General features: G+C 64.6%; 27 protein-coding genes. 26 read left to right on the top strand and 1 reads right to left on the bottom strand.

Features of this window, described 5'->3' with window-relative positions; translation table 11 throughout:
- The first annotated feature begins 1 nt into the window (after position 1).
- The 23 genes from rplX (at position 2) to ACMYLB_RS07295 (ending at position 17,233) form a co-directional block, all read left to right on the top strand.
- A complete protein-coding gene (gene rplX / locus ACMYLB_RS07185; RefSeq protein WP_415910259.1) occupies positions 2–280 on the top strand; it encodes a 50S ribosomal protein L24 in 279 nt (92 codons plus the stop codon).
- Between the two features lie 43 nt (positions 281–323).
- Entirely contained in the window at positions 324–899 is a 576-nt protein-coding gene (gene rplE, locus ACMYLB_RS07190; protein ID WP_415910260.1) for a 50S ribosomal protein L5, read from the top strand.
- Between the two features lie 12 nt (positions 900–911).
- Positions 912–1,217, top strand: a complete 306-nt coding sequence (gene rpsN, locus ACMYLB_RS07195; RefSeq protein WP_415910261.1) for a 30S ribosomal protein S14 — start codon at positions 912–914, stop codon at positions 1,215–1,217.
- A 60-nt stretch (positions 1,218–1,277) separates the two neighbouring features.
- Entirely contained in the window at positions 1,278–1,670 is a 393-nt protein-coding gene (gene rpsH / locus ACMYLB_RS07200) for a 30S ribosomal protein S8 (protein ID WP_415910262.1), read from the top strand.
- 14 nt (positions 1,671–1,684) lie between these two features.
- The gene (rplF, locus tag ACMYLB_RS07205) at positions 1,685–2,230 is read left to right on the top strand and encodes a 50S ribosomal protein L6 (protein WP_415910263.1); all 546 of its coding nucleotides are present in this window, start codon (positions 1,685–1,687) and stop codon (positions 2,228–2,230) included.
- A 27-nt stretch (positions 2,231–2,257) separates the two neighbouring features.
- On the top strand, positions 2,258–2,623 hold the full coding sequence (rplR, locus tag ACMYLB_RS07210) for a 50S ribosomal protein L18 (protein WP_415910264.1): 366 nt from the start codon (positions 2,258–2,260) through the stop codon (positions 2,621–2,623).
- Between the two features lie 69 nt (positions 2,624–2,692).
- Positions 2,693–3,139 carry a 30S ribosomal protein S5 gene (gene rpsE, locus ACMYLB_RS07215; protein ID WP_415911049.1) on the top strand — a complete coding sequence of 149 codons (447 nt, stop codon included), beginning with the start codon at positions 2,693–2,695 and terminating at the stop codon, positions 3,137–3,139.
- A gap of 74 nt (positions 3,140–3,213) precedes the next feature.
- The gene (rplO, locus tag ACMYLB_RS07220; protein WP_415910265.1) at positions 3,214–3,660 is read left to right on the top strand and encodes a 50S ribosomal protein L15; all 447 of its coding nucleotides are present in this window, start codon (positions 3,214–3,216) and stop codon (positions 3,658–3,660) included.
- A 99-nt stretch (positions 3,661–3,759) separates the two neighbouring features.
- Positions 3,760–5,259, top strand: coding sequence for a preprotein translocase subunit SecY (gene secY, locus ACMYLB_RS07225; RefSeq protein ID WP_415910266.1), 1,500 nt, complete (start codon positions 3,760–3,762; stop codon positions 5,257–5,259).
- A 163-nt stretch (positions 5,260–5,422) separates the two neighbouring features.
- Positions 5,423–5,740, top strand: coding sequence for a nucleoside monophosphate kinase (locus tag ACMYLB_RS07230; protein WP_415910267.1), 318 nt, complete (start codon positions 5,423–5,425; stop codon positions 5,738–5,740).
- Positions 5,740–6,513, top strand: coding sequence for a type I methionyl aminopeptidase (gene map / locus ACMYLB_RS07235; RefSeq protein WP_415910268.1), 774 nt, complete (start codon positions 5,740–5,742; stop codon positions 6,511–6,513). The genes ACMYLB_RS07230 and map overlap by 1 nt, the downstream gene beginning before the upstream one ends.
- A gap of 45 nt (positions 6,514–6,558) precedes the next feature.
- Complete coding sequence (gene rpsM, locus ACMYLB_RS07240) at positions 6,559–6,939, top strand: 30S ribosomal protein S13 (RefSeq protein ID WP_415910269.1); 381 nt, start codon at positions 6,559–6,561, stop codon at positions 6,937–6,939.
- A gap of 18 nt (positions 6,940–6,957) precedes the next feature.
- On the top strand, positions 6,958–7,575 hold the full coding sequence (gene rpsK / locus ACMYLB_RS07245; RefSeq protein ID WP_415910270.1) for a 30S ribosomal protein S11: 618 nt from the start codon (positions 6,958–6,960) through the stop codon (positions 7,573–7,575).
- Between the two features lie 25 nt (positions 7,576–7,600).
- Positions 7,601–8,212 (top strand): 30S ribosomal protein S4, encoded by a 612-nt coding sequence (gene rpsD / locus ACMYLB_RS07250; RefSeq protein WP_415910271.1) that lies wholly within the window; start codon positions 7,601–7,603, stop codon positions 8,210–8,212.
- Between the two features lie 55 nt (positions 8,213–8,267).
- Positions 8,268–9,269, top strand: a complete 1,002-nt coding sequence (locus ACMYLB_RS07255; RefSeq protein WP_415910272.1) for a DNA-directed RNA polymerase subunit alpha — start codon at positions 8,268–8,270, stop codon at positions 9,267–9,269.
- A gap of 151 nt (positions 9,270–9,420) precedes the next feature.
- Positions 9,421–9,927, top strand: a complete 507-nt coding sequence (gene rplQ / locus ACMYLB_RS07260; protein ID WP_415910273.1) for a 50S ribosomal protein L17 — start codon at positions 9,421–9,423, stop codon at positions 9,925–9,927.
- Between the two features lie 153 nt (positions 9,928–10,080).
- Entirely contained in the window at positions 10,081–10,566 is a 486-nt protein-coding gene (locus ACMYLB_RS07265) for a hypothetical protein (RefSeq protein ID WP_415910274.1), read from the top strand.
- 17 nt (positions 10,567–10,583) lie between these two features.
- Positions 10,584–11,099, top strand: a complete 516-nt coding sequence (locus ACMYLB_RS07270; RefSeq protein WP_415910275.1) for a hypothetical protein — start codon at positions 10,584–10,586, stop codon at positions 11,097–11,099.
- Between the two features lie 109 nt (positions 11,100–11,208).
- On the top strand, positions 11,209–11,454 hold the full coding sequence (locus tag ACMYLB_RS07275) for a hydrogenase nickel incorporation protein HypA (RefSeq protein ID WP_415910276.1): 246 nt from the start codon (positions 11,209–11,211) through the stop codon (positions 11,452–11,454).
- A 7-nt stretch (positions 11,455–11,461) separates the two neighbouring features.
- Complete coding sequence (locus ACMYLB_RS07280) at positions 11,462–13,273, top strand: hypothetical protein (protein WP_415910277.1); 1,812 nt, start codon at positions 11,462–11,464, stop codon at positions 13,271–13,273.
- A gap of 56 nt (positions 13,274–13,329) precedes the next feature.
- The gene (guaA, locus tag ACMYLB_RS07285; protein WP_415910278.1) at positions 13,330–14,871 is read left to right on the top strand and encodes a glutamine-hydrolyzing GMP synthase; all 1,542 of its coding nucleotides are present in this window, start codon (positions 13,330–13,332) and stop codon (positions 14,869–14,871) included.
- A 126-nt stretch (positions 14,872–14,997) separates the two neighbouring features.
- Complete coding sequence (locus ACMYLB_RS07290) at positions 14,998–15,768, top strand: hypothetical protein (RefSeq protein WP_415910279.1); 771 nt, start codon at positions 14,998–15,000, stop codon at positions 15,766–15,768.
- Positions 15,769–15,934: 166 nt separating this feature from the next.
- Positions 15,935–17,233, top strand: coding sequence for a citrate synthase (locus ACMYLB_RS07295; RefSeq protein ID WP_415910280.1), 1,299 nt, complete (start codon positions 15,935–15,937; stop codon positions 17,231–17,233).
- Between the two features lie 64 nt (positions 17,234–17,297).
- On the opposite strand, the gene ACMYLB_RS07300 is transcribed toward ACMYLB_RS07295, so the two are convergent.
- The gene (locus tag ACMYLB_RS07300) at positions 17,298–18,074 is read right to left on the bottom strand and encodes a VC0807 family protein (RefSeq protein ID WP_415910281.1); all 777 of its coding nucleotides are present in this window, start codon (positions 18,072–18,074) and stop codon (positions 17,298–17,300) included.
- A gap of 103 nt (positions 18,075–18,177) precedes the next feature.
- Between ACMYLB_RS07300 and ACMYLB_RS07305 the strand changes: the two genes are divergently transcribed.
- The 3 genes from ACMYLB_RS07305 (at position 18,178) to ACMYLB_RS07315 (ending at position 20,094) form a co-directional block, all read left to right on the top strand.
- The gene (locus tag ACMYLB_RS07305) at positions 18,178–18,921 is read left to right on the top strand and encodes a pyridoxine 5'-phosphate synthase (RefSeq protein WP_415910282.1); all 744 of its coding nucleotides are present in this window, start codon (positions 18,178–18,180) and stop codon (positions 18,919–18,921) included.
- 162 nt (positions 18,922–19,083) lie between these two features.
- On the top strand, positions 19,084–19,503 hold the full coding sequence (gene acpS / locus ACMYLB_RS07310) for a holo-ACP synthase (protein WP_415910283.1): 420 nt from the start codon (positions 19,084–19,086) through the stop codon (positions 19,501–19,503).
- 39 nt (positions 19,504–19,542) lie between these two features.
- Positions 19,543–20,094 carry a hypothetical protein gene (locus ACMYLB_RS07315; RefSeq protein WP_415910284.1) on the top strand — a complete coding sequence of 184 codons (552 nt, stop codon included), beginning with the start codon at positions 19,543–19,545 and terminating at the stop codon, positions 20,092–20,094.

Below are 20,094 nucleotides of genomic sequence, written 5' to 3' on the forward strand. Positions count from 1 at the left end.
CATGCAAAAATTCCACATCAAGAAGAACGACCAGGTCGTCGTCATCTCCGGCTCCCACAAGGGCAAGTCCGGCAAGGTCCTCGAGGTCCTCGCGGCCAAGAACCGCGCGGTCGTCGAAGGCGTCGCGATGATCAAGAAGCACCTGAAGAAGTCGCAGGAAAATCCTCAGGGCAAGATCGCCGAGCGCGAAGGTTCGATCCACGTCTCGAACCTCATGCTCCAAACCCGCTTCGACGCCTCGAAGAAGCGCGCCAAGAAAACCGAAGCCAAGAAGGCCTAACGCCTCTCACTAATTCGCCCGCTTGGAAACCGGGCACCCGAAAATGAGCAAAGATAACGTCCCGCCTCTCAAGAAAGTCTATTTCGAGCAAGTCGTGCCCGCCCTCATGGCGTCGCGCAGTTACAAGAACAAGCACCAGGTTCCGAAGCTCGAGAAGATCGTGCTGAACACCGGCATCGGCGCCGATGCCGACAAGAACATGATCGCCGACACCGCGCGCGACATGGCCCTGATCGCCGGCCAGAAGCCGCTCCTCAACAAGTCCCGCAAGGCCATCGCCAACTTCAAGCTGAAGCAGGGCCAGGTCGTCGGCTGCAGCGTCACGCTCCGCGGCGACAACATGTGGCACTTCCTCATGCGCCTCCTCGCGGTCGCGCTGCCCACCATCCGCGACTTCCGCGGCGTGCCGAACAAGCTCGACGGCCAGGGCAACTACAACATCGGCATCGCCGACTTCACCATCTTCCCCGAGATCTCCGTCGAGAGCGCCAAGCGCCACATGGGTCTCGACATCACCCTCGTCACCTCGGCCACGACCGACGACGAGGCCCGCGAGCTCCTCAAGCTCCTCGGCATGCCGTTCCGCCGCACCGAGCAGGCCGCCGCCAAAACCGCCTAACCTTTCCGCACCATGCCGAAGACCTCCGCCATCGAGCGCAACAAGAAGCGCATCAAGCTCGCCGACAAGTTCGCCGCCAAGCGCGCCGAGCTGAAGGCCATCCTCGCCAATCCCGCCACCACCGACGAGGAGTTCTACGCCGCGCAGAAGAAGCTCCAGAAGCTTCCCCGCAACTCCGCCAAGGAGCGCATCCGCAACCGTTGCTCGCTCAGCGGCCGCCCGCGCGGCTTCAAGCGCAAGTATGGCGTCTCCCGTCTGACCTTCCGCGAGCTCGCGCTCGCCGGCAAGATCCCCGGCGTCACCAAGTCCTCCTGGTAAACCCTTTGGCCCACGGGGGTCGGATATGACCCGCGCGGCCCATTCCAACCGCATCCATCCATGACCGATCCGATCAGTGATTTCCTGACCCGCCTTCGCAACGCGTCGAAGGCCGGCCAGTCCCAGTGCGTCGCCCCGCACTCCAAGATGAAGGAGAGTCTCGCGACGATCCTCAAAGCCGAAGGCTTCGTCCGCGACGTCACCACCGGCACCGACGAGCGCGGCCACAAGACCCTCGTCGTCGCCCTCAAATACGTCGACAACACCCCGGTCATCACCGGCCTCAAGCGTGAGTCGACCCCGGGCCGCCGCGTCTACTTCAGCTACACCGACCTCCCGCGCGTCCTCAACGGCCTCGGCATGGCCATCGTCTCGACGTCCAAGGGCCTCATGAAGGACCAGGACGCCCGCCGCAACAAGCTCGGTGGCGAGCTCGTCTGCACCGTCTGGTAAGGAGCACCCGCACCATGAGCAGAATTGGCAAACAACCCGTTCAGATCCCCGACAAGGTCAAGATCGACATCAAGGGCACCACGGTGTCCGTCGACGGCCCCAAGGGCAAAGTTTCCAAGACCTTCGCGCCCGTCGTGAAGATCGAGAAGAAGGACAACACCATCGTTGTCGCCCCCACCGAGGAGACCCGTTTCTCCAAGGCCATGTATGGCACCGCTCGCTCGGTCATCGCCGGCATGGTCAAGGGCGCCGCGGTCGGCTACGCGAAGGAGCTCGAGATCCAGGGCGTCGGCTTCAAGGCCGCGCTCAAGGGCAAGCAGCTCGATCTCTCGCTCGGCTACTCGCACCAGATCCTCCACGACATCCCCGAGGGCATCAAGGTCACCGTCACCGACGGCACCAAGCTCAAGGTCGAAGGCGCCGACAAACAGCTCGTCGGCCAGGTCACGTCCGAAATCCGCGCCTACTACCCGCCCGAGCCTTACAAGGGCAAGGGTGTCCGCCTCGTCGGCGAGTTCGCCGAGCGCGTCCGCCGCAAGGAAGGCAAGACCGTCGCCTAACGCCACCACCCGAAAGGCCGCATAACCATGTCCAATACGATTCAGAAAGCCATTCTGCTGCAGAAGCGCAAATGGCGCATCCGCAAGACCGTCGTCGGCACCGCCGCTCGTCCGCGTCTCTCCGTCAAGTTCTCCGGCAAGCACATCTACGCGCAGGCCATCGACGACGCCGCCGGCAAGACCCTCGTGTTCCTCTCCACGCTCGACGCCGACGTGAAGAAGCAGAACGCCAAGGGCAATGTCTCCGGCGCCAAGCTCGTCGGCAGCGCCTTTGCCGCCAAGGCCAAGGCCGCCGGCATCACCGCCGTGGTGTTCGACCGCAACGGTCGCCGCTTCCACGGCCGCGTCAAAACCTTCGCCGACGCCGCGCGCGAAGGCGGTCTCCAATTCTAAACACCGCCCATGGCTAACAACAACAGGTCCTATTCCGCCAACTCGCCCGCCGACGGCGCCGAGTCCGGCATGATCGAGAAGGTCGTCTACATCAACCGCTGCGCCAAGGTGGTGAAGGGTGGTCGTCGTTTCAGCTTCTCCGCCCTCGCCGTCGTCGGCGACGGCAAGGGCAACGTCGGCATCGGCTACGGCAAGGCGAACGAAGTTCCGGACGCCATCAAGAAGTCGACCGAAGCCGCCAAGAAGCGCCTCTACCCGGTCAAGCTCCGCGGCGACACCATCCCGCACGAGGTCCTCGGCCAATACGACGGCGGCAAGGTGTTCCTCCGCCCGGCCACGCCCGGCACCGGCCTCATCGCCGGTGGCGGCGTCCGCGCCGTCCTCGAAGCGGCCGGCGTGAAGAACGTCCTTACGAAGTCGATGGGTTCCAAGAACCACATCGCCGTCGTGCACGCCACGTTCAACGGCCTCCGCAAGCTCCGCATGGCGGAAGACTTCAAGGCCGCGCGCGCCTGATCGAAAAACTAATCCGAGTCGCCCTTCGCCGGAGTAGGCGAGGGGCGGCGACCCAAACTTAGGAATCCAAGAAAATGCGTCTCCACTCTCTCAAGAACGTCAAAGGTGCGGTGCACCGCAAGAAGCGCGTCGGCTGCGGCGAAGGCGGCGGCCACGGCAAGACCTCCGGCAAGGGCGGCAAGGGCCAGACCGCCCGTTCGGGCGGCTCGATCCGCCCCGGCTTCGAAGGCGGCCAGATGCCCCTTTACCGCAAGCTCCCGCACCGCGGATTCAACAACTACAACTTCCGCACGAGCTACGCCGTCGTCAACGTCGGCGACCTCGCGAAGCTCGACGCCTCGGTCACCGAGGTGAACGTGGACGCGCTCGTCAAGGCCGGCCTCATCCGCGCCGACGGCGCGCTGCTCAAGGTCCTCGGCGACGGTGAAATCACCCGCGCGCTGAAGGTCACCGCGACCAAGTTCACCGGCTCCGCCAAGGAAAAGATCGAGAAAGCCGGCGGCCAGGCGATCGTCGCCTGAGCGCTCTATCGGATCTCAAGATGGCGGACCGCGGAACTCCCCGAGCTTCCCGGTCCGCTTTCTGCGTCTAGCCCGTAGCCCCAGTTTTTCCCACCAGACATGTTTTCCGCCTTCACGAACTCGATGAAGATTCCCGAGCTTCGCTCGCGAATCCTCTACACGCTGTCGCTGCTCTTCATTGCGCGCGTCGGCGCCCACATCCCGCTGCCCGGCCTCGACCCGCAGCCGCTCCTCAAGTTCTTCGAGGAGCAGACCGCCAGCGGCGGCGGCGCCCTCGTGGGGCTCTACAACATGTTCACCGGCGGCGCGCTCCTCAAGGGCGCCGTCTGCGCGCTCGGCATCATGCCCTACATCAGCGCGTCCATCATCTTCCAGCTGATGACCGCGGTCGTCCCGCAGCTCAGCCGCCTCCAGCAGGAGGGCGACGTCGGTCGCCAGAAGCTTACGCAATACACCCGCTACCTCACCGTCATCATCTGTCTCGTCCAGGGCGTGCTGCTGATCCTCGCCCTCGAGAACCCGGCCCGCCTGTTCCAGGGCTACGACATCAACCACTACGGTTCGATCGTCCTCGTGAACAAGGGCTGGTTCCTCATCACGTCCACGGTCTTCATGACCGCCGGCACGCTGCTCATGATGTGGCTCGGCGAGCAGATCACCCAGCGCGGCATCGGCAACGGCGTCTCGCTGCTCATCACGGTCGGCATCCTCGCCGACATCCCGGGCGCCGCGATGTCCACCTACCAGCTTTTCTTCGCTCCGGTCGGCACCAAGAGCCTCGGCCTGCCGCAGGCCGTGATGATGCTCGCGCTGTTCCTCATCGTCACGATGGGCATCATTGCCGTCACGCAGGGCCAGCGTAAGATCCCGGTGCAATACGCCAAGCGCGTCGTCGGCCAGAAAGTCTACGGCGGCCAGAGCTCCTTCCTCCCGCTCAAGGTCAACTACTCGGGCGTCATGCCGGTCATCTTCGCGAGCGCGATCCTGCTCTTCCCGCAGCAGATCTTCTCCCAGGTCGGCGCGGCCTTCGACATCAAGTTCCTCGTCGAATTCTCGAACAACCTGCTCCGCGGACACTGGACCTACTACGCGGGCATGACGCTGCTCATCCTCTTCTTCAGCTACTTCTGGGTCTCGGTCATGTTCAAGCCGATCCAGGTGGCCGACGACCTGAAGAAATACGGCGGCTACATCCCCGGCGTCCGCCCCGGCGAGCCGACGGCGAGCTTCCTCGATTTCGTCATGACCCGCCTCACGCTGGCCGGTGCGATCTTCCTCACGGTCATCGCCATCATCCCCGACGTGCTGCTGTTCAACCTGCAGGTTCCGCCCCGCGTCGCCTACTTCTTCGGCGGCACCGGCATGCTCATCACCGTCGGCGTCATCCTCGACACGATGCGCCAGATCGAGACCTTCCTCCTGCAGCGCCACTACGACGGCTTCCTCAAGAAGGGCCGCATCCGCGGCCGCAGCACCTCGGCGCAGATGGCGCTGGGCGAGGCCGCCTCGGACAAGACGGTGATGCAGCTCGTTGCCGTCATGGTGGTTATCCTGCTCGTCGGCCTCGGCGCGTGGGCGATCCGCCACTTCGCTCTTTAATCGCTTTACTTCGGTGAAAAGGGCTGAACACTCCAGCGCCTTTTCCGCCCTCGCATCCGCGAAGGCGAAGGTAGTTCTCCTTGGTCCGGTCGGTCCGCTTCACGCGGATCTCCTCCACCAGGCCCGTTCTTTCTCAATTGAGCACGTCTCTCCTGCTTCTCTCGTGCAACAGGAGATTTCGCGACGCACGCCGCTCGGCCAGAAGGCCGCTTCGGCGCTCGAGCGCTCCGGCTCCGGCCTGAGCGCCGACCTCACCCTCGCGGTCCTCCGCAAGTGGTTTTGGGCGCGCAAACCCGATGCGGGATTCCTTCTCGAAGGCTTCCCGGCTACGCTGCTCCAAGCAAAAGTGTTCGACGAGTGGGTCGAAGCGCGCGGTGAGACCCTCACCGCGGTCCTCGACTCCGCTTCGGCTTCGGCCGACGTCGTGACACATTACCGCACGCAAGGGCTCCTCACGGGAGCCGCTCGCATCGCTGCCTGATGTCCATCCCCATTAAAAACGCGGAGGGCATCCGTCGGATGCGCGAAGCCTGCAGCATCGCCGCCACCGTTCTGGCGAAGATGAAGGAGCAGGTCCGGCCCGGTATCACCACCTACGACTTGGATCAAATCGGTCGCGAACTCATCGCGTCGTTCGGCGCCCGCAGCGCCTGCTACGGCTACCAGTTGCACGCGAGCCGCTATCCCGCCTACACCTGCCTTTCGGTCAACGAAGAGGTCGTCCACGGTATCGGTTCGCTCAAGCGCATCCTGCGCCAGGGCGACATCATCTCGCTCGACGTCGTGGTCGAATACAACGGCTACATCGGCGACAACGCCGTCACCGTTCCGGTCGGCCCCGTCGCCCCGCGCGTGGCCGAGCTCCTGAAGGTCACCGAAGAGGCCCTCGCGATCGGCATCGCGCAGGCCCAGGTCGGCAACCGCATCGGCGACATCTCGCACGCCGTGCAGACCTACGTCGAGGCCGCCGGCTTCAGCGTCGTCCGCGAAATGGTCGGCCACGGGGTGGGGCAGTCGATGCACGAAGAGCCGCAGATTCCGAACTTCGGCCGGAAAAACTCCGGCGAGAAGATCAAGCCCGGCATGACGCTCGCGATCGAACCCATGGTGAACCTGGGCCGTTACGCGGTCCGCACGCTGAGCGATCACTGGACGGTCGTCACCGCCGACGGCCAGCCCTCCGCGCACTTCGAACACACCGTGCTCACGACCGACTCCGGCCCCGAGATCCTCACGATCCCGCGCGCCTCCTGAATTTTCCGTCCAACTCTCAACAACTAACTCTCAACTAAAACCAACATGCCTCGTCTCCTCGGCGTTGAACTCCCCGCCAAAAAGAAGATCGGATTCTCCCTCCGATACATCTACGGCATTGGCCCTGCCCGTGCCGACCTGATCATCGAGACCGCCGGTCTCGACGCCAACATGCGCGCCTCGGATCTCACCGAGGAGCAGCTGAACAAGATCCTCCACATCATCACCGACAACAAGTGGGTGGTGGAAGGCGATCTCCGCCGCGAAATCGCGGGCAATCTCAAGCGCCTCCAGGCGATCAACTGCTACCGTGGCATCCGCCACCGTCGCGGCCTCCCGGTCCGCGGCCAGCGCACCAGCACCAACGCCCGCACCCGCAAGGGCCCGCGCAAGACCGTTGGCGTCACCAAGGCCAAGGAAGCTTAATCTTAAAAACACATCTCCATGTCCGAAGAGAAATCCGCTCCGAAGAAGGAAAAGGCCCCGAAGAAGGACGCCGTCGCTGGCGCCGCTCCGGCCGCTGAGAAGCCCGCGAAGGCTCCCAAGGCCCCGAAGGCCGACGCTCCCGCCGCCGAAGGCGCGGCTCCCGCCGCCCCGGCCGAGCCCGCGAAGCCCGTCGAACTCGTCGGCGGCGTTCCGAAGGCCCCGACCGCCGAAGACCTCCTCAAGGAGGAGCTCGGCGCCATCAAGGTCCGCAAGGCCAAGGGCTCGAAGAACGTCACCTCCGGCATCGCCAACGTCACCGCGACGTTCAACAACACGATCGTCTCGATCACCGACGCCAAGGGCAACGTGATCTCCTGGTCGTCCGCCGGTAAGTGCAATTTCCGCGGCTCCCGCAAGTCCACCGCCTACGCTGCGCAGGTCGTCGCCCAGGACGCCGCCCGCAACGCCATGGCGCACGGCCTCAAGGAAGTCCAGATCCGCGTCAGCGGTCCCGGCCTCGGCCGCGACTCCGCCATCCGCGGTCTCCAGGCCATCGGTCTGGAAATCTCCTCCATCATCGACGTCACCCCGGTGCCGCACAACGGCTGCCGCCCGCGCAAGCGCCGTCGCGTCTAACCTCAACTTCTAAGGAACTCCTACCATGGCCCGTTACACCGGACCCACCACTCGCGTCAGCCGCCGCTTCGGCACCTACGTCCTCGGTTCCGCCAAGGTTCTCGAGCGCCGCAACTTCCCGCCCGGCCAGCACGGCCCGAAGTCCCGCCGCAAGCTCTCCGAATACGCCGTCGGCCTCGCCGAGAAGCAGAAGCTCCGCTTCATCTACGGCCTGCTCGAGCGCCAGTTCCGCCGCGTCTTTGCCGCCGCCAAGAAGGAGCGCGGCGTCACCGGCGAGCGCTTCCTCCAGCTCCTCGAGACCCGCCTCGACAGCGTCGTCTACCTGCTCGGCTTCGCCAAGAGCCGCGCCCAGGCCCGCCAGCTCGTCAACCACGGGCACGTCAAGGTCAACGGCCGCAAGGTCGACATCGCCAGCTACACGCTCAAGGCCGGCGACACGATCGAGATCAAGGCCTCGAACAACTCCCGCCAGATCGTCACCCGCTCCGTCGAAGAGAGCCGCGCCCGCGTGGTTCCCGGCTGGCTGACGCGCAACGACGAGGCGCTTTCCGCGGTTGTCAACCGCCTCCCGACGCGCGATGAGATGGACCCGTCCATCAACGAGCAGCTCATCGTCGAGTTCTACTCGCGCTTCTAATCCGTCTGTTTTGCCGGTCGCTCCCACCTAACTTCTCCACTCAGAGATAAATCACATGCCCAAGCGTCTCGGAAAATTCGAACTCCCCTCCAAGCTCACCAAGGTCGAGGAGGGCGCCACCAACACCTACGCCAAGTTCATCGCCGAGCCCTTCGAGGCCGGCTATGGCCACACCGTCGGCAATTCGCTCCGCCGCGTGCTCCTCTCGTCCATCGAGGGCAGCGCCATCAGCTCGATCAAGATCGATGGCGTGAACCATGAGTTCCAGTCCATCGACGGCGTCGTCGAGGACGTCACCGACATCGTCCTCAACCTGAAGAAAATCCTCATCGTCTCCGAAAAGCGCGAGCCGATGAAGCTGCTCCTCAAGGTCAACAAGGAAGGCGCCGTCACCGCCGCCGACATCCAGCTCGACGCCGGCGTCAAGATCATCAACCCCGACCAGGTCATCTGCACCCTCGACACGAAGCGCTCCTTCGAGGCCGAGATCGAGATCAAGACCGGTCGCGGCTACTGCCCCGGCGACGAGAACAAGAAGGAAGACCAGGCCATCGGCGTCATCCCGATCGACTCGCTCTTCTCGCCCGTCCGCCTCGTCCGCTACGCGGTCGAGAACACCCGCGTCGGCCAGATCACCGATTACGACAAGCTCGTCCTCGAAGTCTGGACCGACGGCCGCATCACGCCGGACGACGCCCTCAAGCAGTCCGCCTCGATCCTCAAGCACCACCTCGACGTGTTCGATCGCGTCTCGCAGGAGAGCTACGAGTTCGAATCGCAGGCCGCCGAGGTCTCCGAGGAGCAGAACAAGCTCCGCAAGCTGCTCAACATGTCCGTCAACGAGATCGAGCTCTCGGTCCGTGCGGCGAACTGCCTGAACAACGCGAACATCACCACGGTCGGCGAACTCGCCATGAAGACCGAGCAGGAGATGCTCAAGTATCGCAACTTCGGCAAGAAGTCGCTCAACGAGATCAAGGAGAAGCTCGAAGCCCTCGGCCTGTCGCTGGGCATGAAGTTCGACGAGCGCCTCCTCGAGACCAAGAAGGACCTCTAAGCCCTTCCGCTTTCCGCCGAAGACTCGCGGCCCACCGCCGCGAGTCTTTGTGTCGAAGGCGAGCCCACTTTAATCCCGGCTCTCGCGCCGTCCGCTGCCGCCCAACGCTGCGACCGGATTGCCGATCGGGAGCCGATAACCCAACCCGACAATGCGTCACAATAAACACCACGCCTCCCTCGGCGTCACCCGCGAGCACCGTTCCGCGATGCTCTCCAACATGGGTGCCTCCCTCATCAAGCACGGTCGCATCGAGACCACCCTCACGAAGGCCAAGGCCCTGCGCCCCTTCATCGAGAAGGTGATCACGAAGGCCAAGAAGGCCGCCGCGCTCCCGAAGGAAAACGGCAAGCTCTCCGCCTCTGCCATCCACCTGCGCCGCCTCGCGCTGAAGGACATTCGCGATGAAAGCGCCGTCACGGCGCTCTTCAACGAGAAGGTCGCCCAGTTCGAGAAGCGCTCCGGCGGCTACACCCGCATCTACAAGCTCGCTCCCCGCCGCGTCGGCGACGCCGCCGAGATGGCGCTGATCGAGTTCGTCGGTGCCGACGACCAGGGCTACAAGAAGTCCAAGGGCGCCAAGAAGGCGAAGAAGACCAAGGCCGCCGCTCCGGCTGCCGCGGCCGCTCCCGCCGCCGAGGCCCCCAAGGCCGAGTAAGGTAGGGCGGGACCGCTGGGCCCGCCGCTCCGAACCACTCTCAACGCGCCGCGCTCCCCGAGCCGGCGCGTTTTTATTTCGATTTCCAAATAGACCTAAATTTAGGTGCTTTAGGGGCTTCGGATTTCCAAATGACTTTGTCAGGCCTCTGTGATGGCCTCTTTCGGTGTTCGATCTGCTCTTGGGATAATTCTTCTCTTCCTTGCGGCTACACTCCCTTCATTTGCACAGATCACGGTGCAACTTTCTCCAGGCACAAACGGCACAACCTCTCCTATTGCACCAGCGGTTGTTGGCCAGGGAACGTCATTTACAACGACAGTCTCTTTTCGGGTTACCAACAACACACAGACCCAGCAAGTTGTCCGGGTTGAGACGCTCATCCAAAATGCCCAAACCGGCGCAATGATCGCATCTGGAATTTCGAACGAGAAAGTTATTCCAGCCGGACAAACTCAAACGGTGGAGGTCACCGTGGTTGCTGCACCTGCCGGTAACGAAGCGGCAACCGGTCGGAAAGATGCGACGACTCGAGCCAATGTCCGTCAAGGCGCGACAATTATCCATCCCGAGAGCTGGGGTTTCACTTACGACGTTGCTTCCAGCGAAAACGGGGGCGGCAACTACTACCAACAGTAATCTTGGCATTTAATCTCATGAAAATCGCTGCTCTAATTCTATCCACGGTTGGACTGACACTCGCTCACGCAAAGCCGCTAGACCCCGTCTATACACAAGACGAATACCTCACACCGGCGAAGCAATTCTTGCGAGCCGCCCGTCTGGGTTCAGATGAATTTGCGCTTGTGTTGGTGAGCTTGGTCGATCGCGAGCCGCCCCAGATCCACACTCTCAAAAAATGGCGCATCGACGAATTGCGTCGGGGAGTGACGTTCGATGCCTCCAGCGAGGGTGTCACCTTTGTCGGGAATTTTCGGGCCAACGCGGAACAGAACGGAGACAAAGACGTGGTTCGCGTTGCTGGCTACGTGTTACTCGACGTATTGGCAAAACTCTCTCCGGATGGCTCCTCCAGCGACGGGATTCGTGCCGAAGCGCGATTGGATCACCCGTTCGCCAAGCGCCAGATCAGGATTGGGGGAGGGGGCGCGGTGAGGGTCGATGGCGGCTTCCGCACCGGCGTGCAACTCTACTTCGTGCGCGGCGGTTGAGGAATCACGCCGAACGCGCCCAACGTTCCTCACTCGCGCCGCGCTCTCCCTAGCCGGCGCGTTTTTCTTTCCCCTTGGCTGCGCGCCGACTCTGCGCGAACCTCGCGTCGTGCTTGCTGAACTCGTTGCACCTTCATTCACGTTCGACGTCCTTGTCTACGGGCTGTGCGTTATCGGCCTCTTTTTGGCCCTCTGGTTCTATTACGATCGGCGCGACCGTGCGCTCTACGACACCGGCCGGCGCAAGATCTCGTTCCACTGCATCCGCTGCGAGCACCTCTACACGCGGTCCGCCGGGACCGAAACCGCCCCGTGCCCGAAATGCGGCCATGTGAACGTGCGCCTGAAGTTTTGAGTTCCCCGTGCTGCGCCGCCTGCTTTCGCCCGCCTTTCTGATTCCGTTCGGGCTCGCCCTACTTGTCGGCGGGACGAAACTCGGACTGATTCACTATTGGTCAAGCGACCAGCCCTTCAGCGACCAGTGGGCGGCCGAGGGGGGAGGCGTTTTCCGGTGGCGTTTGGGCGGGGCATGGGAGTTCAGCCACTACTTTTTCCCTCATGGTGAGCATACGCCCGCGCTTACCCGCGTGATCGCCACGGGTTGCGCCCTGGCGAATTCTGAACAATGGGACTCGCGGCTGGAGATGCTGGTGAGCGTCGCCGCGCATATGCTGTCGGCGTTGCTGGTCTGGCAATTTGCAGGCTTGGTGCTGCGCGGGCGGTGGAAGGTAACCGTCGCGGCTTTCGCCGCCCTCGTGCTCGCCCTGCCGTCGAGCTACGAAAACTTTCTTTGGGGGTTTCAGACGCAGTTTGTGTTCCTGATCATGTTCGGACTCGCGCACGTTCTGGGCACGCTGCGGGAAGAGCGGCTGGGGGCTTCGTGGTGGCTGGCGCAAGTGGCGGGGCTATTCGTGCTTTTCTCGATCGCATCCGGTGTCATTTCCGCGGCCGTGCTCGCAGGATTGGCGACGTTGCGCGCGATGCAGTCCCCGCGTTCACCTTGGGCTTGGGCGACGCTGGTGATCAACCTCCTGCTGGTCGCACTGGGGACGTGGTTATTGCACCGCGCGTTCTTTGCGGTCGAGCGCACGACCGGTCTGTCGCTGGCTTTCTTCAGTGCCTTGGGTTATCTGTTGTCCTGGCCGCTGCCCGGACCATGGCTGGCCCTGGTGACACAGGCTCCCGTCGGGGTGCTGCTGTGGCAAACGCGCGGTCGCTGGCTGGAGCTGCCTACCCGTGTGTTGGTCGGCCTAGCGTTTTGGGCGTTCGGTTTGGCGGCGGCATTTGCTTACGGGCGTGGCACTGGCGCCGGGGAGATCGCGGTGCGCTACATGGATCCTCTTGGCTTGGGTTTGGTGGCGAACGCGCTCGGTCTCGCCTTCCTGCTCGCGCGCCCTGCGCGTCCGGTTTTCGCTTCCTGGCTCGGTGGGGCGTGGGTGTTGGCGATTGGCGCTGCGCTAGCGGTCGAAAACGAACCGGCGAAGTTACGTGGTAACTTCGAAGGGCAGCAGGAATTCTTTCGGCGGCAGCAAGCGGCGGTTTCCGCCTACTTGGTGCGTAACGACGTCGCAGAACTCGAGCGTGATCCGCTGGTGCGGCAGTATTTTCCCCATTTTGAGCAGACTCGAGACATTCTCGGCGATCCACTCACGCGACTCGCCTTGCCGGAAAGTCTGGCGCCGTCGCTCGCCCTCCAGTGTGACCCGATCCTATCCTCGCCGGACGCGACGTTTCGGCTCCTGCCGGCATCTGGTGCTAACCGCCGCCTGCTTACGCTCCGAGGCGGCGTTGCGGGAGCGATATTCGTCAGCCGGCCGATAGCGGATGATTTCCGCCCGGTCTGGCGTCTGCGAGTGTCGGGCCGAATTGGCCCCGGAGCGGCGGAGATTGGGTTGGCAAGCGAGGACGGAACACTGCACTTGCCGCTGGATCGAACCTTCGATGCCACCGGCTCATGGAAGACAGTAAATCTTCTCCGCGGTGCGGGGCCGGTGCGGCTGGTGGTGCGCGTGCCGGCGGGTGAGGAACTGCAGGTGACCGAGCCGGTGGAACTTGGGCGCCTTACGTGGCTCGCGCCGAAGTTTACCGCCGCCTGGTTGGCGATCATGCTGATGGGTGGGATAGCCTTTCTCGTCGGCGCCGGGCGGGCCGACCGGCACAGCCCGGAGGCGTGACACGCGCGGACTGATTTTTTCGTTTCTTTCGCCGGAAAACTTTCCCAGCTTCCCGCATGGCGCAGACAATTGCCGTCCTCGATTTCGGTTCCCAGCTCACGCAGGTCATCGCCCGCCGCATCCGCGAGTGCGAGGTCTACTCGAAGATCTACCACTTCAGCACGCCGGCCGCCAAACTCCGCGAGGAGGGTGTGATCGGCATCATCCTCTCGGGTGGCCCGCAGAGTGTCTACGCCAAGGGCGCGCCGCATCCCGACCCGGAGATCTTCCGCCTCGGCGTGCCCGTCCTCGGCATCTGCTACGGCGTGCAGCTCATGGGGCACTTCCTCGACGGCAAGGTCGAGCACAGCAAGGCCCGCGAATACGGCCACGGCCACCTCACGATCAAGAAGCCGGGCAAGCTCTTCGCCGGGCTCCCCCGCAAGCTGCGCATCTGGAATTCCCACGGCGACAAGCTCATCAAGCTTCCGCCGGGCTTCGTCGCCATCGGCACCTCGGACAACTCGCCGTTCTCGGCCATCGAGGACGCGAAACGCCGCTTCTACGGCATCCAGTTCCACCCCGAGGTCTTCCACACCGAGCGCGGCGTGGACATGATCCGCAACTTCCTCATCGGCGTCTGCGGCGCCAAGCAGGATTGGACGACCAAGGAATTCGTCGCCCATGCCGTCGCCGACATCCGCGCCAAGGTCGGCAAGGGCCGCGTCCTGCTCGGTCTCTCCGGCGGCGTCGACTCGTCCGTCGCCGCCGCGCTCCTGCACAAGGCGATCGGCAAGCAGCTGACCTGTGTCTTTGTCGACAACGGCCTCCTCCGCAAGGGCGAGCGCGACTACGTCCGCGAGCTCTACGGGAAGCATTTCCACATCGACCTGCGCGTGGTCGACGCCTCGAAGCTCTTCCTCAAACGCCTCAAGGGCGTCTCCGACCCCGAAACCAAGCGCAAGATCATCGGCCGCACCTTTGTCGAGGTCTTCGAGAAGACGCTCAAGTCGATCAAGGGCAGCGCGGAGTTCCTCGGCCAGGGCACGCTCTATCCCGACGTCATCGAGTCGGTCTCGATCCAGGGCAACCCGGCCTCGCTGATCAAGACGCACCACAACGTCGGCGGCCTGCCCGAGCGCATGAAGCTCAAGCTCATCGAGCCGCTCCGCGAACTCTTCAAGGACGAGGTCCGCCAGGTCGGCGCCGCCCTCGGCCTGCCGCGCGAGGTCGTCTGGCGCCAGCCGTTCCCCGGCCCCGGCCTGGGCGTGCGGGTGATGGGCGACATCACCGCCGAGAAGCTCGAGATCCTGCGCAACGCCGACGCCGTCCTCCACGAGGAGATGATGGCCTCCGGCTACTACTGGAAGGTCTGGCAATCCTTCGCCGTCTTCCTGCCGGTGAAGACCGTCGGCGTCTTCGGCGACGAGCGCACCTACGACTACGTCATCGCGCTCCGCATCGTCGAAAGCACCGATGCGATGACGGCCGACTGGGTCAAGCTCCCGCACGAGCTCATCCAGAAAATCTCCAGCCGCATCACCAACGAGGTGCGTGGCGTCAGCCGCGTCGTCCTCGACATCAGCTCCAAGCCGCCGGCGACGATCGAGTGGGAGTGAGTCGCCCGGCTCCTCCGCGGGGTCCGGGTCTCGCCGGCCGCCGCCCGGCCGGCCCCCGCTGTCGCGCCGGGGGAATCCCCTTGCGAAGCATGGCACCGTTGCCCACCTTTCGGGTCAACTAGCCCCATGAAATCCCGCCTCTTCGCGACGCTCGCTGTCCTCGTGTTCACGGTGAATTCGGCCCTGGCCGATCCGCGGGCCGACCAGTGGATCGCCAAGGCGCGCGCCGCCGTTGGCCCCGAAGGCGTGCTCGAGGCCGTCAACAGCATCCATTTCAGCGGCACGTTCACCACCACGGAGAAGGTGCCGGTCAACGGCGACCCGAAGAACACGAAGGACGAAAACGTCGTCCTGGCCATCGACATCGTCTTTCAGAAGCCCTACCAGCAGCGCATCATCCGCCGCTCGAACGAGGTCATCGAGACCACCGCGCTCGACGGCTACGACGCCTGGGTGCGCCGCGCCGACGCCAAGGACGCCACCAAGTGGCAGCTCTCGCTCCTCGACGTGCAGCAAGTGAAGCGCCTCCGCGCCAACACCTGGGAAAATCTCTTCTTTTACCGCGGCATCGACAAGCGCGGCGGCAAGATCGAGTTCGGCGGCGATGCGACCGTCGACGGCAAGGAGTGCGTGAAGCTGGTCTTCACCCACGCCGAGAACATCGTCTTCACCCGCTTCTTCGACAAGGCCACCGGCCGACTGGTGAAGACCGAGACCGAGTCGGGCGGCGAGATTCGCGAGGACGGCGAGATCCGCGCCGGCGGCCTCCGCTTCCCGCGCACCCTGATCAACAAGGCGCCCAACGGCCAGGTCGCCACCATCACCTTCGACAGCGTGAAGATCAACGAGCCCTTCCCGGCCGACGCGTTCGCCGTGCCGATGCTCATGCCGCAGTAGGCGCGGCCGAAAACTTGAACGCTTTCTCCCGTCCGCCGGCCCTCGCGCCGGCGTTTCACTTTTTCTAACGGGAAACGGCATCGCCCTTATTCATTCCGCGGCGTGTGTCACTCGCGAGGCTTTGCTTTGCCACGGCCCGGGTTTTCGGCACGGTGCTTCTTGCCCTATGCAAGCACCCACCGCCCAGATCAAGGTCGACGGCAAAGAACTCACGCTTCCGGTGATGATCGGCTCCGAAGGTGAGAAGGCCATCGACGCCCGCAACCTCCGCAAAGACTCCGGCTACATCTTCTACGACCAGGGCTACGGCAACACCGGTTCCTGCGAGAGCGCGATCACCTATCTCGACGGCGACAACGGCATCCTCCGCCACCGCGGCTACCCGATCGAGCAGCTCGCGACCTACTCCGACTACGTCGAGACCGCCTACCTCATCATCTACGGCGAGCTCCCGAACGCGAAACAGCGTCAGCAATTCAGCCGCCGCCTCCGCGACAACGCGGCCATCGGCACGCAGATGCAGCGCATCTTCGAGGGCTTCCCCGAATCCGCGCCGCCGATGGGCATGCTCACCTCGATCGTGAGCTCGCTCGCCGCCTACTATCCGGAACTCGCGACGAACAATTTCGAGAAGGACCTGCAGAACTTCGACCTCGCGGCCGCCATGGCCATCTCGAAGATCCGCTCGATCGTGGCGATGATCTATCGCTACCGCCACGGCCTGCCGTTCATCCACCCGCGCGACCTGCCGTTTGCGGACAACTTCCTGCACATGATGTTCTCGGATCCGTATGTGGCCTATCAGCCCATCCCCGAGGTCACCCGCGCGCTGAACCTGCTGCTCCTCCTCCACGCCGACCACGAGCAGAACTGCTCCACCTCCACCGTGCGCATGGTCGCCTCGAGCGGCGCCAATCTCTTCACCTCCATCGCCGCCGGCGTCTGCGCCCTCTCCGGCCCGCTCCACGGCGGCGCCAACGTCGCCGTCATGCAGATGCTCCAGTCGATCCATGACGAGGGCGACGACGGCACCCGCTTCATCCAGGCCGCCAAGGGCGGCTCGAAGAGCAACCGCCTCATGGGCTTCGGCCACGCGGTCTACCGCAACTTCGACCCGCGCGCCCGCATCATCGGCAAGGCCTGCGACGAGGTCCTCACCCGCCTCGGCAAGTCCGACCCGCTGCTCGACATCGCCAAGAACCTCGAGCAGGCCGCGCTCAAGGACGACTATTTCGTCTCGCGCAAGCTCTACCCGAACGTCGACTTCTACTCCGGCATCATCATGCGCGCCCTCGGCATCCCGACGGACATGTTCACCGTCATGTTCGCCATCGGCCGCGCCCCGGGCTGGATCGCCAACTGGAAGGAAGTCGCGTCCAACACCAAGGGCCGCATCTACCGCCCGCGCCAGGTCTACGTCGGCACGCCGAAGCGCGACTACACGTCGATGGACCAGCGCGCCTGACGCGCCGCCCCTCCGCCGCACTCCAGCCCGCCGTTCCGGCGGGCTTTTTCATTGCCCGCGGCCTTCAGGCCTCGCGTGGCGGTTCGACCGGCGCGTCGTTTCCCGCCTTCGTCGGCTCGGCCGGAGCGGCGCTGGCGTCCTTCCGGTCCTCCGGCGCCTGCAGGATCTCGTCGAGCTTGAGCCCGGTCATGCGCTCCACGCCCTTCACCAGCCGCCACAGGGCGAACAGCATCACCGCCATGCTCGGCACCACGATCACCGGCCAGCTCCACCCGAGCATGCGGCCGTATTGCGCGTTGAACTCCGGCGTGTCCGGCGCCGCCGTGATCAGGTAGCGCGCGAGCGAGAAATTCAGGAAGGCGCTGAGGAAGAACGAGCCCGCCAGCAGCACGCTCGAGGCCCGCAGCAGCGCGTCGAACGCCGGCCGCATGCCGTGCTCGTCGAGCGCCGCGTTCACGCGCGGCAGGTTGATCACCTGGTCGTTGAGGAGGAACTGCCGCACCAGCGGGCGCTTCGTCCATTGCGAGATGATCACCGCGACGCCGATCAGCGCCGGCACGCACGCCTCCTTCACCGCGAACCAGAACGGCGCGAGCTTGAGCAGGCCGAGCCCGCCGGTCGCCAGCGTGCTGGCGAAGCCCAGCCCGGAAACGAAGTTCACGCTCCGCCGCTGCCAGAAGTCGTAGGCGCCGTAGCCGAGCGGGAACGCCAGCGCCAGCAGCAGCGCCGGCATGGCGCCGAGGCGGTCGCTCAGCTTGGAGAGGATCAGCATCGGCGCGGCGATGTTGAAGGCCAGGTTGAGCAGGAGGTTCTCGCGCTTCGGCGCCGGGGCGGTGGACATGGACGGGGACGTTCCGCCGAGGAACTCAGGCCCGCGCCAAAGCGGCAAGCACAGGATTTTCCGGGTTTCCTGCGCCGGGCAGACCTGCTTGGCTGCCGCCGCCATGATCCTTCTCGGTGTCAACATCGACCACTGCGCGACCCTCCGCCAGGCCCGCTACCGCCAGGCCGGCGCCACCGTCGGCGGCAACGTCGAACCCGACCCGGTCGCGCTCGCCCAGCTCTGCGAGCGCGCCGGCGCCGACGGCATCACCATCCACCTCCGCGAGGACCGCCGCCACATCCAGGACCGCGACCTCGAGCGCCTGTGCGAAGCCGCCGCCACCCGCGTCAACCTCGAGATGGCCTGCACGCCGGAGATGACCGCCCTCGCGCTCCGCCTGAAGCCGCATTCCGTCTGCCTCGTGCCCGAGAGCCGCGAGGAGGTCACCACCGAGGGCGGCCTGGATGTCGTGAAGTTCCGCGACAAGGTCGCGCGCGTCACCGACGCCATGAACGCCGCCGGCATCAAGACCAGCCTCTTCATCGACGCCGACGAGCACCAGATCGACTTGGCGAAGAAGCTCCACGCCCCGTGGATCGAGCTCCACACCGGCGCCTACGCCAACGCCTACCACGGCCCCGCGCGCGCCGACGAATTCAAGCGCCTCTGCGTCGGCGCCACCCAGGCCCACGCCCTCGGCCTCGTCGTCAACGCCGGCCACGGCATCAACTACGTCAATGTCGCCGAGGTCCGCACCATCCCGCACCTCCACGAGCTGAACATCGGCCACAGCATCATCTCCCGCGCCCTCTTCACCGGCATCGAGGAGGCCGTCCGCGAGATGAAGACCCGGATGAATTCGTGAGGAATTGCCCACGGAACCCACCGAATACACGGAAGCGATCTCACCTTTGGTTTCGACATTCCCTGTCTCGCCGTAGTCCGCACATCGCGTCGCGCCGATCGGACTTCACTGTTTAGCGGTTTTCTTTCCGTGTGTTCCGTGTATTCCGTGGGCGCTCCTCCGATGAATATCACACTCCCTCCCGGCGGCATCCTCATCGGCCTCGGCTGCGACCTCATCGAGACCGAGCGCATTCGCAAGGTGCTCGAGAAGCACGGCGAACGCTTCCTCAAGCGGGTGTTCACCGACGAGGAACGCGCCTACTGCGACAGCCTCGGCCACCCGCACAAGCACTACGCCGCCCGCTGGGCCGCGAAGGAGGCCGTCTCGAAGTGCTTCACCACCGGCATCGGTCCGCACCTCGACTGGACCTCGATCTCGGTTTACCACGGCGCGCGCAAGGAGCCGCTCGTCCGTCTCGATGCCAAGGCCACCGCGCTCCTCCACCAGGTCGGCGCCACCCACGTCTGGCTCAGCCTCTCCCACATCGAGAGTCACGCCATGGCCGTCGCCGCGCTGGTGAAGCACGCTCCGCCGCTGTAGGGCGGCGTCTCCCGACGCCGCCGCTTCCGCTCCCTGACCATGTCAGCCTCCGACAAATCCAGAATCCCCGTCGGCAAATTCGGCTGGCTGATCCTCGTTGCCGTGGTGGCGGCGCCGACGGCGTTTTTCCTGCTCGTGACTCCGCAAGAGCCCGACGCGCCGCCGGCGTCCCCGGTGGCGAAACGCCCGCTGACGAAGCTCGAAGCCGTCGGCCTGCGCGATTACCGCGATTGGGATGGCTTGCCGGAAATCTTTGCGGTGTGGGCGGACAAGGCGCACTGGGAAAAAGATCGCACGCGCTTCGCCTACTGGAATCCGGCCAACCGCAGCTACAGCTACTTCTTCGAGGCGCGCCGCACGGCCAAGGGGTATCGCTTCCGAGAAATCCCGGAGCCGCGGGACGAGACCTTCACTTGGTATCCCGAGGCGTCGGAGGACGTCCCGCTGCGTCTGTTCGTGCCCAAGTCCGGGGCCCTCGCGGTTTCCCTCTCGCGACCGGACGGAGGGACGCTCAGCCGTCCGCCGCCGCAGAAAGTCGACGTCCAGCTCGACGCCCCGAAGCTCGAACCCGCCGCGCCGAAACGGCCCTAG

This window comes from Oleiharenicola sp. Vm1, assembly GCF_047777955.1.
Taxonomy (GTDB): domain Bacteria; phylum Verrucomicrobiota; class Verrucomicrobiia; order Opitutales; family Opitutaceae; genus Didemnitutus.

Bases quoted from the DNA above. Each gene is read 5' to 3' on its own strand.
- rplX (WP_415910259.1), top strand. From the start codon at position 2: ATGCAAAAATTCCACATCAAGAAGAACGACCAGGTCGTCGTCATCTCC.
- rplE (WP_415910260.1), top strand. From the start codon at position 324: ATGAGCAAAGATAACGTCCCGCCTCTCAAGAAAGTCTATTTCGAGCAA.
- rpsN (WP_415910261.1), top strand. From the start codon at position 912: ATGCCGAAGACCTCCGCCATCGAGCGCAACAAGAAGCGCATCAAGCTC.
- rpsH (WP_415910262.1), top strand. From the start codon at position 1,278: ATGACCGATCCGATCAGTGATTTCCTGACCCGCCTTCGCAACGCGTCG.
- rplF (WP_415910263.1), top strand. From the start codon at position 1,685: ATGAGCAGAATTGGCAAACAACCCGTTCAGATCCCCGACAAGGTCAAG.
- rplR (WP_415910264.1), top strand. From the start codon at position 2,258: ATGTCCAATACGATTCAGAAAGCCATTCTGCTGCAGAAGCGCAAATGG.
- rpsE (WP_415911049.1), top strand. From the start codon at position 2,693: ATGATCGAGAAGGTCGTCTACATCAACCGCTGCGCCAAGGTGGTGAAG.
- rplO (WP_415910265.1), top strand. From the start codon at position 3,214: ATGCGTCTCCACTCTCTCAAGAACGTCAAAGGTGCGGTGCACCGCAAG.
- secY (WP_415910266.1), top strand. From the start codon at position 3,760: ATGTTTTCCGCCTTCACGAACTCGATGAAGATTCCCGAGCTTCGCTCG.
- map (WP_415910268.1), top strand. From the start codon at position 5,740: ATGTCCATCCCCATTAAAAACGCGGAGGGCATCCGTCGGATGCGCGAA.
- rpsM (WP_415910269.1), top strand. From the start codon at position 6,559: ATGCCTCGTCTCCTCGGCGTTGAACTCCCCGCCAAAAAGAAGATCGGA.
- rpsK (WP_415910270.1), top strand. From the start codon at position 6,958: ATGTCCGAAGAGAAATCCGCTCCGAAGAAGGAAAAGGCCCCGAAGAAG.
- rpsD (WP_415910271.1), top strand. From the start codon at position 7,601: ATGGCCCGTTACACCGGACCCACCACTCGCGTCAGCCGCCGCTTCGGC.
- ACMYLB_RS07255 (WP_415910272.1), top strand. From the start codon at position 8,268: ATGCCCAAGCGTCTCGGAAAATTCGAACTCCCCTCCAAGCTCACCAAG.
- rplQ (WP_415910273.1), top strand. From the start codon at position 9,421: ATGCGTCACAATAAACACCACGCCTCCCTCGGCGTCACCCGCGAGCAC.
- ACMYLB_RS07265 (WP_415910274.1), top strand. From the start codon at position 10,081: ATGGCCTCTTTCGGTGTTCGATCTGCTCTTGGGATAATTCTTCTCTTC.
- ACMYLB_RS07270 (WP_415910275.1), top strand. From the start codon at position 10,584: ATGAAAATCGCTGCTCTAATTCTATCCACGGTTGGACTGACACTCGCT.
- guaA (WP_415910278.1), top strand. From the start codon at position 13,330: ATGGCGCAGACAATTGCCGTCCTCGATTTCGGTTCCCAGCTCACGCAG.
- ACMYLB_RS07290 (WP_415910279.1), top strand. From the start codon at position 14,998: ATGAAATCCCGCCTCTTCGCGACGCTCGCTGTCCTCGTGTTCACGGTG.
- ACMYLB_RS07295 (WP_415910280.1), top strand. From the start codon at position 15,935: ATGCAAGCACCCACCGCCCAGATCAAGGTCGACGGCAAAGAACTCACG.
- ACMYLB_RS07300 (WP_415910281.1), bottom strand. From the start codon at position 18,074: ATGTCCACCGCCCCGGCGCCGAAGCGCGAGAACCTCCTGCTCAACCTG.
- ACMYLB_RS07305 (WP_415910282.1), top strand. From the start codon at position 18,178: ATGATCCTTCTCGGTGTCAACATCGACCACTGCGCGACCCTCCGCCAG.
- acpS (WP_415910283.1), top strand. From the start codon at position 19,084: ATGAATATCACACTCCCTCCCGGCGGCATCCTCATCGGCCTCGGCTGC.
- ACMYLB_RS07315 (WP_415910284.1), top strand. From the start codon at position 19,543: ATGTCAGCCTCCGACAAATCCAGAATCCCCGTCGGCAAATTCGGCTGG.